Genomic DNA, 14,277 nt, shown 5'->3' on the forward strand with positions numbered 1-14,277 from the left:
TTGGCACCTGGGCCGCCCGCTCAGTCGCGGCGCATCTTGTGCCCAGCCGGGTTCGGCGCATCCCGGCAGAACGTGCCGGTACCACTGCGATCGAGCCGGAACAGGGTGTTGGTGACGTACTGATCCTCGCGCAGGCCGAGCACCTCGACCACCTCACTGACGCAACGACGGCCATCCGGCAGACGGGTCAGCTGGATCACCACGTCCAGCGCCGCGCAGATCATCTGCCGCAGGGTGCGCTCGGCCATCGTGGCACCGGAGAAACCCACCAGGGTCTCCAGACGCAGCAGGGCATCCTGAGCATTGTTGGCGTGCACGGTGCTCATCGAACCATCGTGACCGGTGTTCATCGCGGTCAGCACGTCGAGCACTTCGACGCCGCGAATCTCGCCGAGCACGATGCGATCCGGGCGCATGCGCAGGGCGTTGCGCACCAGCTCCCGGGCGCCCACCTCACCGTAACCCTCGGCATTCGGCGGCCGGGTTTCCAGACGCACCACGTGGTCATGATTGAGCCCCAGCTCGGCGGTGTCTTCGATGGTGACGATCCGCTCGCGTGGGTCGATCATCTGGCTGAGCATGTTCAGCAAGGTGGTCTTGCCGGTACCGGTGCCGCCGCTGACCATGATGTTGCAGCGGCGCCTGACCATCAGCTCCAGGCAACTGAGCATGGCCTGATCCAGCGAGTTGCTGGCCAGCAGGTCGGCGCTGCGCAGCATGTCCTTGCGGAACTTGCGCACCGAGATGCAGGGGCCGTCCAGGGCCACCGGCGGGATGATCGCGTTGATACGGCTGCCATCTGGCATGCGCGCATCGACCATCGGCGAGGATTCGTCGAGCCGCCTGCCCACCGGGGCCAGGATGCGCTGGATTACCCGCAGCACGTGCTGATCGTCGATGAAACGCAGGTCACTGAGCTGCAGCACACCGCCGCGCTCGATGAACACCCGGTGTGGCCCGTTGACCAGAATCTCGGTCACGCCTTCGTCCTTGAGGAGGATCTCCAGCGGGCCGAAACCGGTCAGTTCGTCCACCAGCTCCTCGGCGAGACGATCCACCTCATAGCGGGAGATGGCGATCTGCCGACGACTGACATAGTCGCTGACCTGCTCGCTGACGAAGCTCGCCAGCGAGGTGCGGGTACCCTCCAGAAGGTTTTCGCCCTTCTCTTCCAGGGCGTCGATCAGGTAACGGTGCAGCACCGGCTTGAGATCCTGCACACCGATTCGCGCACCATCGCCACCGAACGGACCAATCGTCATGAGCCGACCCTCAACATGCGTTGCCACCAGCGCCCGGAGCCACCCTGCTTGTGCTCGACCACGCCGTTGGCGAGCGCCAGCAGCCCCTGGGTGAGGCCATCACGGGGGGCGAACTCGTACAGGGGCACGCCCTGATTCTTGGCCTTGAGGCGAGTGACCGGGCTCAACGGCAGGCCAGCTTCCAGGGGCAGCGCAAAGGTTCTGCTCAACTCCTGCAGGCCAGGCGCCACGCTTGGTTGATAGCGGTCGACCAGCAGCCGTGCATGGTCGAGCTTGATGCCCTTGCCACGCCAGAGCGCCAGCAGAGCCAGGTTGCGGCGGCAGTTGGGCACGCTCTGATCGATGCACCAGAACAGGCGCTGGGCGTGGGTGGCGAAGGAGCGCAGGCCATCGCAGTCCGGCTGACCGCAGAGGTTCACTACCACGTGCTGGAAATGCTGACGCAAACTGCCCAGCAGCAGGAACAGCTCGCCAAGGCTGAACCGCTCCAGCGCATCGTCATCCGGCCCGTGGGGCAGCACGCGCAGGCCATCGGGATGCCGGGCGAAGGCGCTTTCGATCAGGTTCGAATCGAGACGACGAATATTGCGCAGCGCATCGCCAAAACAGAACGATGATTCCAGCCCGAACAGCTCCAGGCTCTCTCCTCTCGGCACCCCGAGGTCGATGAACAACGTGCGCTGGCCGCGAGCCTGAACCTGTAGCGCCAGGTGCACGGCCAGCAGCGCGGCGTCGGCATCCGGTTGCAGGCCACACAACAGCGTCAGTTCGCCCTGGTCGCGGGACGGCGGCAATTGCGGCAGGCGCTGCGTCAGACGGCGAACCAGCCCCAGCACTTCACTGCTGCGTGAACCGTAGGCGATGAAATCCCGGGCTCCGGCTCGCATGGCGTTGAGTACCAGCTGGTTGTCCAGACCATCGCCCAGGGCCACCACCACGACCATCGGCCGCGCGTCGAGCAGCGATTCGATCAGCGCGCTCTGGGCCGTCTGCCCTTCACGACTGAGGCCGACGAACACCAGGCAACTGCCGGTCATGTCCATCAACCCGAGCACTTCGTCGAGCGTCTCGCCGACATTGAGCACCTGCCCCTGACCAGCCAGGGCGGCCTGCAGCCATTCGAGGTCCTGCTTGCGGCGGGTCTGTGCGAGAAAAATCTGTTCCATGCCCACTCCCTAACGCGACAAGCCGTCAGCCCGGTGAAAGTCGCCGTTCTCGAGGAACAGTTGCCGGAACACGCCCGGGTCGTAGTTACGCAATTGCTCGCCCGGCAATTCCGGTAGCTCGGCGTCGGCCGCCATCGGTTGCACCAGACGCGGCGTGACCACCATCAGCAATTCACGCTCCTCGCGCTCGATTCGCGAGGAGCGAAAGAACGCGCCGAGCACTGGCACGTCACCAAGGAAAGGCAACTTATCCACAGTCGAGGAACTGTTGGTGGAGATCAGCCCGCTGATGATGAAGCTCTCGCCATCGGCCAGGGAAACGCTGGTGTCGGTGCGCCGTACGTTCAGCGCAGGCACCTGCGTACCGGCGATGGTAATGCCGGCGGTGAAGTCCAGTTCGCTGACTTCGGGGGCGACCTTGAGGCTGATGCGGTTGCGGCCGACCACGGTCGGCGTGAGCGTCAGGCGTACGCCGAACTCCTTGTACTCGATGGAGAGCGAATCGCTGCCGCTGCTGGGAACCGGTATGGGAAATTCGCCGCCAGCGAGAAAACTCGCGCTCTGGCCATTGAGAGACACCAGGCTCGGGCGAGCCAGGGTGTAAGCGAAGCCGCTGTTCTCCAACGCATCCAGCCCCAGCAGAAATTTGCTGCTGCCACCGCCCCAAACGATATTGAAACCATCGCGCGAGAGCGGGAAAGCAGCCCCAGGCCCCACTCCACCAACCCCACCTACGGGCACCGTCGCCGGCCCGGTACCGGGGGCGCCGATCAGAAAGTTGTTCGAGGCCGTGCCGAAGATACGCAGCCCGACTTCACGCAGCTTGCTGCGCCTGACCTCGACGAAGCGGATATCGGTCTGCACCTGGCTCGGCACCATGTCCTCATCGTAACGCACAACCGGCTCGGCGACCGCAGCGGTCGCCGCACCCTGCACGGCCACCATGCTCTGCCTGGGTTCGAGGTCGCAACGTGTCCATACCATCAGGCTGGTAGTGCCGCCACGCTTACCCAGTAGCAGAAAGCTGTCCTTGCCATTGAGGCTCACATCGGCGACCTCCGGATCGGCGATGGCCAGGCGCGTGATCGGGACCGCAAAGCGCAGCTCGCGCTGCATGCCCTGTGTCACCTCGAGCACCGCCGGCACCGGCTCGAGGCCCGCACAGGAAGCGAATGCCCCGGATGGCAGGCCCAGCAGCGCGCCCACCAGGCATAACGCCAGGTGCGAGCGGCACGGACTACGGTTGGCATCGTTCATGGGTCGAGTCCTTGCCCGTCAGGGAGTTTGCCGAGTGGCATCATTGCCGCGATACACCGGAATGCCGGCAGGCGCGGAGGCACGCTGTACCGCCACCCCAGGCTGCGGTTGAGGCGTCGTGCCACGTAGCGCCAGTTTCTCGAACTGGAACAGTTGCCGTTGCGCCTCGGCGATTGCCGCCTTCGGCTCATCACCCGCGTAGTAACCGGCGAGCAGTTTTTCATCCGCGCTGCGCACGGCCAGGCGCAGGCTGCCGACCTGAGTGGCCAGCATGAAGCGTGTCAGCAGCGCCTCGGGCACGGCCAGAACGGCGGTGGTGGGTGAACGACGCCGGCGGCGCTCTTCATCGTCGTCCACCGGCGGTTGCGCCGCCTCCCCCTGATTGGTGGCCCCCAGTACGCCCCCTACGCTAAGCAGCCGCAGCGCCGGGATCAGCACCTGAGCGGTCTGGTCCTGATTGTTCTCGTCCTGGCGCAGATACAGCAGCACGTCCACGTAATCGCCGGGGCTCAGATGCCCACCGCCACCGATGACTTCATCCACCGCCACGGCAATGGCCCGTTCCTGAGGGCGAATCATGCGGGCCAGCGGCCCGCCCATCTCGAACGTGGCCTGATTCAAGACCGTACCGGCCGTGGTGTGTCGCCACAACGTACGCCCCAGCAACGCCTCCGGCTTGGCGAAACTTCCCGGCGGCGCGATGCGCAGACGTTCCACGGCGAGATCGTCGCGGGTGATCGGGGTCATTGGCTGTACATCACGAGCCAGCACCACGACGCTGCTGCGCTGCTGATCGTCGACCTGGGTCTGCAGTTGGCTCCTGACCTCGGTCGGAACGGGCGCGGATGACGCCTCTGGCGCGGGCGCTGGCTGCACGGGGCCTCGGCTCAGGCTCAGCCCCCAATACCCGGTGATTACGGCACCGACCAGCAGCACGCCGGCCAGCACCAGCGTCAATCGGCTATTCATGACAGCACACTCCTTGTAGCCATAGAACTGCAAGACCTCGGCACAACGCGATGTTCATGCTGGATAACGATAGGCGGGGAAATCGAACCGTGTTGAATATCGGCAACTCGGCTTTCCACTTTAATAAGATTTTCCGGAAACTTATAGCGAACCCAACTATCAATAGATCATGCCGTTCGTCGCTGCATAGTAGTCAGAGCACTGACGCTTATACAATAGCGCTTCATGACTATGATCTTAAGCCTTGAATTCATTAGGACTTATACTTGTAATTAATACTTTCTATATAATACCAAGGTGAGTTTGCGAACTGCCGCACGCCATTTCTACACTTCCCCTTGCAAGCCCCATGAACAGGCGTCCCTGCCTGCATGGCTACAGAGGAAGTACCAACATGTTAAAACTCATTATCCTTCGTGAAAGAGTCCGCGAGTTCTTCGCTAACGAAGACGGCGCGTCGGCTATTGAATATTCGATCATTGCGGCCTTGATCGCGGTAGTTATCGTCAGCGGTGCTACAGCGCTGGGCACCGATATAAATGCGGTGTTTACATCGATAGCGAATACCTTGCCGGGTGCAACGGGGACCGGCACGGGTGGCGGTGCCGCTGCTGGTGGTGGCGGCTAATATTCATCATTCATTGTGAGTAGCCGATATGCGCCAACATATTTTACTCGTAGATGATGAGACCGAAGCCCTCGAAGAACTCGGTGAGTTGCTCGAGGGTGAGGGTTTCCACTGTCATTGCGCCAACAGCGTCAGCGCCGCGATGCTGTGCCTGGCCACCTGGCCCGCCATCGCACTGGTGATCACCGATCTGCGCATGCCCGAGGAAAGCGGCCTGCGTCTGATCCAGAATCTGCGTGCCAATCCGCACTATGCGACCTTGCCGGTGATCGTCATGTCGGGCCATGCGGACATGAACGACGTGATTGGGCTGCTGCCTTTGCAGGTGGTCGACTTCCTGCCCAAACCCATCTATCAGGAGCGCCTGATCGAGGTGCTCAATCAGCGTTTCCCGGTCTCCCAGGCAGTCAATTCCTGAGCGCCACAGAAAGATCCTCACCTTTCAGCAGCCATGCCGCGCTCTACGCCTCTTCTCGATGACACCGCTCACTCCCGCGTGCGCAGCGACTCGCCTGACGAATCTGCCGGCCCTGCGGGTGCCAGGCCCAGCGTTCGATAGATCTCCACCCATCGCAACGCCACATCGGTGAAGGCACGCTGCTGTTCGAGCTGGGTGTCGAACTGGGTACGCTCGGCATCCAGCACCTCGGTGAGGGACACGGTACCGGCGTCGTATTGCCGTTGCGCCAGCGCCGTGGCGTTGGCAGCGGAGCGACCGGCATTGTCCAGCAGACGCTGACGATCGAGCCCCTGCACATAGGCACTGATCGCACTGCGGGTTTCTCGCAGCGCCTGAATCAGGCTCGCCTGATAGCCCAGCCAGGCCTGCTCGCGCAGCGCGTCGCCGGCCTCGATACCGGCGGTAACCCGGCCGAAGTCGAACAGCGGTTGCAATGCCTGCCCGCTGAGGGTCCAGGCGGGCACGCCGATCCCCTGCTCGAAACCCACCAGGGCACCCAGGGTCAGCTGTGGATAACGCAGCGCCTTGGCCGCATCCAGACTGCTGTCGGCGGCCAGCAGGCGCAGTTCGGCGGCGCGCACGTCAGCGCGAGCACGCAGGCTGCTGGCGGGTAGTTCGAGCAGCGGCAGCAGGCGCTCGTCACGGGGCGCCTGCGCAGTCGCCTGTTCGGCCAGCAGCGCGTCGATGCGCGGTTGCTCGGCGTTGAGCAGATAGGCCAGCGAGTAGCGCGCCGCGTCAGCACGCTGCCGCGCTTCGGGGATTGCCGCCCGGGTTACCGCGAGCTGGGTATCGAGGCGCTCGACATCGAAACCACTGGCTGTGCCCTGATCGAAGCGTACCCGGGTGATCCGGGCGATCTGCGCCTGGCTGTCGGCGGCACGCCCAGCGATCTCTACCTCACGCTCGGCCAGGCGATAGTTCAAATAAGTACCTGCCACCTCGGCGATCAGGCTGACGCGCAGCGCCTGATAGTCGGCAGCCGCCGCCTGCAGATTGGCATCGGCAGCCCGTTGCAAGGCGCTCAGGCGCCCGAACAGGTCGGCCTCCCAGCTCAGGTCGAGACCGTAGAAATAGTCCTCGTCATGGCCATCGCTGGCACTGCGACCCTTTTCGTGGCTGCCGGTGATGCTCAGGTTCGGATAACGGTTGCCGGTCGCCTGACGACGCAGCGCACGCTGCTCGCGGATACGCTGTGTTGCGGTCGCCAGATCCAGGTTGTCGCGCAGCGCCAGTGCGATCAGTTGATCGAGGGCAGGGTCCTGCAGGCTCTGCCACCAGGCTTGCGGCAGGGCCGCCACGGCCTGCGCTGGCAATTGCGCAGGCGGCAACGGCTCGCGGCTGCTACAGGCCAGCAGTGAGAAACAGACGAGGATCAGCAGCAGCGGCTTCATGGCGCGAGCTCCTGATGTCGGGCAACCGGCTCACGGCGTCTGGCCAGGTGGCGATCCATCATCAGGTAAACCACTGGCGTGGTCAGCAGCGTCAGCACCTGGCTGAACAGCAGGCCACCCACCACGGCAACGCCCAGCGGTTCACGCAGCTCGGCACCGGTGCCGAACGCCAGCATCAGCGGCACCGCTCCGAACATGGCGGCCAGGGTGGTCATCAGGATGGGCCGGAAGCGCGTCATGCAGGCCTGATGGATCGCCTCCCGCGGCGCCATGCCCTGACGCTGGGCCTGCAGTGCGAAGTCGACCAGCAGGATGCCGTTCTTCTTGACGATACCGATCAGCAGAATCAGGCCGATCAGCGCCATGATGGAAAAATCCAGGCCCCACAACCAGAGCAGCAACAAGGCACCGATGCCCGCTGAAGGAATGGTCGACAGGATGGTCAAGGGGTGCACCAGGCTCTCGTAGAGCACCCCGAGGATGATGTACACCGCGACCAGTGCCGCGAGGATCAGCCAGGGCTGCGAGGCCAGGGTCTGCTGGAATGCCTGGGCGGCACCGCTGAAGCGCCCGCCGATGCTGGCCGGCATGCCGATGTCCTGCTCGATCTGACGCAATACCGCCACCGCGTCGCCCAAGGCCACGCCGGGCGCCAGGTTGAACGACAGGTTGGCCGACGGCAGCATGCCGCTGTGGTTGATGCTCACCGGCGCCGGCTTGGCCGGCAATATCCGCACGAAGGTGCTCAGCGGCACCAGTTGCCCGGTTGCCGGCGAACGCAGCTGGAACAGCTCCAGGCTCTGCACCCGCTGGCGCTGGCTGCTGCTCAGCTCAAGCACCACCTGATACTGGTTGGACGCGGTCTGGATCTCGTTGATTCGGCGCTGCCCGAACGCGTCGTACAGCGCTTCATCGACATCCGCTGCCGAGAAGCCATAGCGCGAGGCCGCCTCGCGGTCGATCTGCACGGGCGTTACCGAGGCGTCGAACTGCAGGTCGTTGTTGACGTCGCGAAACAGCGCATGACCCTGCAGCCTTTCGGTCAGGCGTGGCGTCCAGGTGGCCAGCTCTTCCAGCGAGCGGCTGCGCAACACGTACTGATACTGGGCCCGCGATGCCCGCGAACCGAGGTTGATGTCCTGAGCGGCGCGCAGGGTCACGCGCAGATCGGGGATGGCGGCGAACTGCGGACGCAGCCGGTCGATGATCTGTTCGACACTGACGTCACGGTCGTCCGGGTCGCTGAGCACCACGGCGAGGCCGCCGACGCTGTAGCTGCCGTCGTTACCGATATCGGTATTGAAGGCGACGATGTCGGGGTCGTTGCGCAGGATGTCCACCAGTTGCCGGTTCTTGGTACGCATCGCCTCGTAGGAGATGTCCGCCGAAGCCTGCACCGTGCCATTCATGAAGCCGGTGTCCTGCAGCGGAAAGAAGCCCTTGGGCATCAGCGCGAAACCACCCACGCTGATGGCGATGCAGGCGAAGAACACCGTGAGGATGCTGCGCGGGTGATCCAGTGCCCAGACCAGTACGCGCTCGTAACCGCCGAGCACGCGGCGCATGGTCGGCCCCGGGCCGCCATGGTTGGCCAGCGGGCGCATGCACAACGCGGCCAGGGCGGGCGCCAGGGTCAGGCAGATGACCACGGAAATCATGATCGCCGAGGTGGCCGCCAGGGCGAATTCGCGAAACAGCCGGCCCACATAGCCACTCATGAAGAACAGCGGAATGAACACCGCCACCAGCGACAGGCTGATCGACACCACGGTGAAGCCGATCTCGCGCACCCCGTCGAGGGCCGCCTGGACCCGGCCGACGCCGCGCTCCAGATGCCGGTGGATGTTCTCCACGACGACGATGGCGTCATCGACGATGAAACCCACGGCGACGATGATCGCCACCAGCGTCAGGTTGTTCAGCGACAACCCGAACGCCAGCATGGCCGCGCAGGAGCCGATCACCGAGGTCGCCAGCACGGCGAACACCACCAGGGTCGCCGACCACTGGCGCAGGAACAGCGCCATGATGCCGATCACCAGGGCCACGGCGATCAGCAAGGTCAGCTCGGCCTCGTGCAGCGACGCACGGATGGTTCGGGTGCGATCGTTGAGCACCTTGACCTCGAGATCCGCCGGCAGGCCGGCAGTCAGCTCCGGTAGCGCTGCCGTCACCGCATCGGCGGTGGCGACGATGTTGGCACCCGGCTGACGGCGCACGACCACCGCGACACCTGGTTTGCCATCCGGCGAGGCCTGGGTGTAGGCGTTTTCCGCGCCGGCTACCACGCTCGCCACATCGCCCAGGCGCACCGCAGCGCCGTTGCGGTAGGCGACGATCAGCTCGGCGTAATCGCCGGCCTCGAACAACTGGCCATTGCTGTCCAGGGTCGACAACCGATGTTCGCCGACCAGCGCCCCGGTAGGCCGATTGCCGCTGGCGCGCTGCACCGCCGCGCGTATGTCGGCCAGGGTGACGCCGGCCGCCACCAGCCGCTCCGGCCGTGCCTGGATGCGGATCGCCGGACGCTGCAGGCCGTTGAGGCGGATCATCCCCACACCTTCGATCTGGCTCAGTTGGCGTGCGATGGCCGACTCGGCCAGATCGCTGACTTCGTAGGGCGAGAGCGTATCGGAGGTGACCGAAAGGATCAGGATCGGCGTGTCCGCCGGGTTGATCTTGCGCCACACCGGTAATTCCGGCAGCTGGCTGGGCAAGCGTGACGAAGCGGCGTTGATCGCGGCCTGGACCTCCTGGGCAGCGGCGTCGATGTCCTTGTCGAGATTGAACTGCAGGATCAGCTCGACACGGCCCAGCGAACTGGTCGAGGTCATGTCGTCGACGCCAGGGATGGCGCTGAGCTGCACTTCCAGTGGCGTGGCCACCGAGGAAGCCATGGTTTCAGCGCTGGCACCGGGCATCTGCGCGGAGATCTCGATGGTCGGCGCATCCACCTCCGGCAGTGGCGCCAGGGGCAGGCGAACGAAGGCGATGATGCCACCGAGAATCAGCGCCAGGGACAGCAGAATCATGCCGATCGGATGAGCGATGCACAGCGCGTAGAACCCGCGCGGCTGCATCAAGGTACATCTCCAGACGCGACAGGCGCCGGCTCGACGCGCCTGACGGTAACGCCCGGGCGCAGCCGCGACTGGCCATCGGTGACGATCCGATCACCTGCAGCCAGTCCTTCGACCACCGCGCGCTGCTCGTCTTCGTGCAGCACCTTCACCGCTGCCGGTTGCACCTTGTCACCCTGCAAACGCCACACGAAGGTGCCCTCGGTACGCTGACGGATCGCCTCCAGCGGGACCGACAACGCCTGGGCGAGCAGATCGGTCTGCAGGGTGACCACCACAGACTGATCCGGCCACAGCTGCTCACTGGCGTTATCGAAGCGGGCCTTGAAGCGCAGCGTGCCGGTATCCAGCGCGACACGGTTGTCGATCAGCGCCAGTTGGCCGGTACCGAGCAGCGTGCCGCCCTCCTCGCGAAATGCCTGAACCGGGGTTCTGTCCGCCGCGGCGAGCAGGCGCTGCAGCTCCGGCAGGCGCCGCTGCGGCAGGGTCGCCTCGATATCGATGGGGTTGGTCTGCACCACCGAGAACAGGCTGGCTGTGTCATTGGCCCTGAGCAGGCTGCCGACATCCACGTTGCGGATGCCCAGGCGACCATCGATGGGCGACTGGATGCGTGTATAGGAAAGCTGCACCTGAGCGGCAGTCACCGCCGCCTCGCGGGTCGCCAGCGTGGCCTGCAGGCGCGCGACCAGAGCCTTCTGCTGATCCAGGGTCTGCGCTGGCGAGGCACGCTCGCGAACCAGATTCTGGTAGCGCTGCAGATCGAGACGGGCGATATCCAGCTCCGCACGGGTCACCCCGCGCTCGGCCTCCGCCTGCTGCAAGGCGGCGCGCAGGCTGCGATCATCGAGGCGCGCCAGCAGCTCGCCCCTGCGCACCTGCTGCCCTTCGGCAACCGGCAGTTCGACCAGGGTGGCATCGACCTGGGCACGAATTTCCACGCTGTTCAGCGCCCGCACACGGCCCAGCGTTCGCAGCAGCACCGGGATGTCGGCCGGGGTCACTTCGTGGACCACCACCGGCACTGCGCCGGGGGCCTGATCGGTAATGGCCGTGGTCGGGCGCAGCCACCACCCGATCAGGGCGCCCAGCAGCAGGACGGAAACCACGAGCAACGATGTTCGGGACAGGAGCATGCCGTTTCTTCACAGTCAGGGAGCGGGGAGCCGGCGGCACAGGCAGATCCGCTCAGGATCAAACGTTTTAACGGATTTCTCCGGCAATATCCCTATCGCTTGCCGAATTTACATAACCGCGAGTTACAGCGCCTGCATGCGCATCGGTGACACCAGCGCGGCCACGGCTGTAGAGTCGCCGCCTGACCATACCGGCCGCGACGGAAACACGATGCAGGAACACGACGTACGGATCGCCCAACTGCTGACCTTCTATCGCAGCGCCTACCTGGCCGACAGCCGTGACCTGAACCTCGACAATCTGGTCGCTCTGCCCGCCGAGCGCCGTGCCTGGCTGGACGGCCGCGAAGAGCTGGCCAGCGGCGCCCTGCCGCTGCTGGCACTGCCGCCGGGTATCGGCGCCGAGCTGGAGCGTCAGCAGCAGCTTTATCAGCGCGAGCTGCAACTGATCTACGGCGTACTGCCGGTATGCGGTCGGCTGAGCACGGGCACAGGGCCGGCCACCGCGTTCTGCGCTCCGCTGGTGTACTACGAGGCCAACCTGAGCAACGGCAGCGAAGGCGATGCGCACCTGCTGGCCATCGATACCGCGCAGCCTCTGGCGAACTGGCGGCTGCTGCGCCAGCTGCTGGCCGACGACGACAGCGGCTCGCTCGATGACCTGCCACTGGCCGATGCACCACTCGATGCTCACGGGCTCGGCGATCTGCTCGGCTGGATCAGCCGCCGCACCCGGGTTGCCGATGTGCTCGCCGCCAGTGGCTTTCCAGCCCTGGAGGACCAGCAGGCGGTGGACAAGGCGCTGCGTCGTCGCAGCCTGTCACTGCGCTCGGCGGCCATGGTCGCGCTGGTCCCGCGGGGCAGCGGCAGCCGTGGCATCGTCCACGAGTTGCAGCAATTGCAGGAGGGCAAGGACTGGTCTGCGCCATTGCGCCAACTGCTCGGGGCACCGGTGCCCAGCGCAAGCCAGGGCGCCAGCAGCCCTTACGCATTGCCGGCCCAGCTCAGCAACGCACAGAGCCAGGCCCTGGCCAACGCGGCTCGCTATCCGCTGAGCCAGGTATCCGGCCCACCCGGAACCGGCAAGAGTTACACCCTGGCTGCACTGGCCCTGGATCGTTATCTGCACGGTGAAACGGTATTGCTGGTCAGTCGCAGCGAGCAGGCGGTGCGGGTCATCGGGCAGAAGCTGCGTGAAGACTTCGGCCTGCGTGATGCGGTACTCGAGGGCGATGGCCGCAGCCTTCAGCAAAACCTGCGCGAGCGTCTGAGCAGCCTTTTGCAGGGCGAACTGACGCCAATCGATCAGGATGCGGAACGCCAACAGGAGCAGGCGCTGCGGCGCCTGATCGACGAAGAACGCCGTCTGGCAGCGGCGCTCGGCAAGCGTGGTGACCAGGCGCTGCGCTGGAGCCGGCTGATTCTGCGTGCCGATCGCGGCGCCCTGGGGTTCTGGCGTCGCCACCTGCTGTTGCCCTGGGTGCGTCGGCGCGTGCGTGACAGCGTACGGCCCTGGCTACTGCTCGATGAACTGCGCGAATGTCAGCAGCGCCGCGAGCGCCTCAGCCGCGATTACCTCAATACCCGCCGCACCTCGCGCCTGCAGCGTCTGCTGGCAACCGATCGGCAGTTGTTCGTGCAGTACAACCAGGCGATTCGCGCACGCCAGTCGCAACGCCAGCTGGCGCTGTTCGAGGACATCGATCCACAGCGGCTGCTGGCTGCCTTCCCTATCTGGGTGGTGACGCTGGATGAATTGCACCGCCTGCTGCCCCTGAAGGCCGGCCTGTTCGACGTGATGGTCATGGACGAAGCCACCCAGTGCGATATCGCCTCGGCGCTGCCGGCCTTCCAGCGCTGCCGTCGAGCGGTGATCACCGGGGACGCCAGGCAGTTGCGGCACCTGTCGTTCCTCTCGCGCAATCGTGAAACGCAACTGCTGCAGCGCTGCGGGTTGCCGGTCGACCAGCGCGAGCGCTGGAGCTACCGCGACAACAGTGTGCTGGATCTGGTTGGCCTGCACCTCCCCGAGCAGGCCGCGCTGACCTTTCTCGACGAGCACTTCCGCAGTCGCCCGGCACTGATCCGGTTCAGCAACCAGCGCTTCTACGACAGCCGCCTGCGGGTGATGAAGGAGCGCCCGGGGCTGAGCCACTGCGACAGTCTGCAACTGCAGCGCCTGCCTGGCGAACGCGGGCACAACGGCGTCAACGAACAGGAAGTGCAGCGCGTGCTGCAACTGATCGACGAACACATGAGCCGCTACGCCGACAGCCCGGTCAAACCGGCGATTGGCGTACTGTCGCCGTTTCGCGATCAGGTCGAGGCGATCCGTCAGGGTATCGCCGGCCTCGACCTGCAGCGCCTGCGCGACTTTCGCCTGCTGGTGGATACGCCCTACGGTTTTCAGGGCGAGGAACGCGACCTGATGATCATCAGCTTCGCCATCGATGCCAGCTCCAGCCAGGCCGCGGCCTATCTGAACCGCCAGGACATGTTCAACGTCGCCATCACCCGTGCCCGGGAGCGCCAGGTGCTGCTGTTCAGCGGCGACGAGCGTCAGTTACCGAGCGAACACCTGCTGCGCCGCTATCTGGAAAGCCTGGCCGATCAGGCGGTGGCGCCGCATGGCCAGCCCGACCAGGACGACTTCCAACGCGCCCTGTGCACGGCGCTGCAGGCCCAGGGCGTCTCCACCTGGACGCGTTATCCCCTGGCCGGCCTGCTTCTCGACGTATTCTGCCAGCGCGGCGACAAGTGCCTGGCCATCGACCTGATCGGCTTTCCGGGCGAAGGCGAGGGCTTCCTCGAGCTCGAGCGCTACCGCGTGCTGGCGCGCGCAGGCCTGGAAATCGTGCCACTGAGCTATGGCCTGTGGCGCCAGGAACCGGAGCTGGCCCTGCAGGCGCTGTTGCAGCGCCTCTAGGC

General features: G+C 65.2%; 10 protein-coding genes. 3 read left to right on the forward strand and 7 right to left on the reverse strand.

The window, feature by feature from the left end:
• Window positions 1-20: 20 nt before the first annotated feature.
• The 4 genes from QRN22_RS19555 to cpaB are packed head-to-tail and all read right to left on the reverse strand — an operon-like array spanning window position 21 to window position 4,654.
• The gene (locus QRN22_RS19555; protein WP_042555861.1) at window positions 21-1,262 is read right to left on the reverse strand and encodes a TadA family conjugal transfer-associated ATPase; all 1,242 of its coding nucleotides are present in this window, start codon (window positions 1,260-1,262) and stop codon (window positions 21-23) included.
• A complete protein-coding gene (locus tag QRN22_RS19560; protein ID WP_042555860.1) occupies window positions 1,259-2,428 on the reverse strand; it encodes a CpaE/TadZ family protein in 1,170 nt (389 codons plus the stop codon). The genes QRN22_RS19555 and QRN22_RS19560 overlap by 4 nt, the downstream gene beginning before the upstream one ends.
• A gap of 9 nt (window positions 2,429-2,437) precedes the next feature.
• Window positions 2,438-3,685, reverse strand: a complete 1,248-nt coding sequence (locus QRN22_RS19565) for a type II and III secretion system protein family protein (RefSeq protein ID WP_042555859.1) — start codon at window positions 3,683-3,685, stop codon at window positions 2,438-2,440.
• A gap of 18 nt (window positions 3,686-3,703) precedes the next feature.
• The gene (cpaB, locus tag QRN22_RS19570) at window positions 3,704-4,654 is read right to left on the reverse strand and encodes a Flp pilus assembly protein CpaB (protein WP_042555858.1); all 951 of its coding nucleotides are present in this window, start codon (window positions 4,652-4,654) and stop codon (window positions 3,704-3,706) included.
• A gap of 394 nt (window positions 4,655-5,048) precedes the next feature.
• Between cpaB and QRN22_RS19575 the strand changes: the two genes are divergently transcribed.
• Window positions 5,049-5,282: a Flp family type IVb pilin gene (locus QRN22_RS19575; RefSeq protein WP_042555857.1), complete on the forward strand. Its 234-nt coding sequence runs from the start codon at window positions 5,049-5,051 to the stop codon at window positions 5,280-5,282.
• A gap of 28 nt (window positions 5,283-5,310) precedes the next feature.
• Complete coding sequence (locus tag QRN22_RS19580) at window positions 5,311-5,700, forward strand: response regulator (protein WP_042555856.1); 390 nt, start codon at window positions 5,311-5,313, stop codon at window positions 5,698-5,700.
• Window positions 5,701-5,768: 68 nt separating this feature from the next.
• Here the strand turns inward: QRN22_RS19580 and QRN22_RS19585 are convergent, their stop codons facing one another.
• Genes QRN22_RS19585 through QRN22_RS19595 form a run of 3 tightly spaced genes read right to left on the reverse strand, consistent with a single transcriptional unit; the run spans window position 5,769 to window position 11,349 of the window.
• Window positions 5,769-7,133 (reverse strand): TolC family protein, encoded by a 1,365-nt coding sequence (locus QRN22_RS19585; protein ID WP_042555855.1) that lies wholly within the window; start codon window positions 7,131-7,133, stop codon window positions 5,769-5,771.
• The gene (locus QRN22_RS19590) at window positions 7,130-10,213 is read right to left on the reverse strand and encodes an efflux RND transporter permease subunit (protein WP_042555854.1); all 3,084 of its coding nucleotides are present in this window, start codon (window positions 10,211-10,213) and stop codon (window positions 7,130-7,132) included. Before QRN22_RS19590 ends, QRN22_RS19585 begins: the two co-directional genes overlap by 4 nt.
• Window positions 10,213-11,349, reverse strand: coding sequence for an efflux RND transporter periplasmic adaptor subunit (locus tag QRN22_RS19595; protein WP_156152773.1), 1,137 nt, complete (start codon window positions 11,347-11,349; stop codon window positions 10,213-10,215). The genes QRN22_RS19590 and QRN22_RS19595 overlap by 1 nt, the downstream gene beginning before the upstream one ends.
• Window positions 11,350-11,560: 211 nt before the next feature.
• On the opposite strand from QRN22_RS19595, the gene QRN22_RS19600 reads away from it, so the two are divergent.
• A complete protein-coding gene (locus QRN22_RS19600) occupies window positions 11,561-14,275 on the forward strand; it encodes a DEAD/DEAH box helicase (RefSeq protein ID WP_042555853.1) in 2,715 nt (904 codons plus the stop codon).
• Window positions 14,276-14,277 lie beyond the last annotated feature (2 nt).

Source organism: Pseudomonas sp. MEJ086 (assembly GCF_030209025.1).
In the GTDB taxonomy this organism is placed as follows: Bacteria; Pseudomonadota; Gammaproteobacteria; order Pseudomonadales; family Pseudomonadaceae; genus Aquipseudomonas; species Aquipseudomonas fulva_A.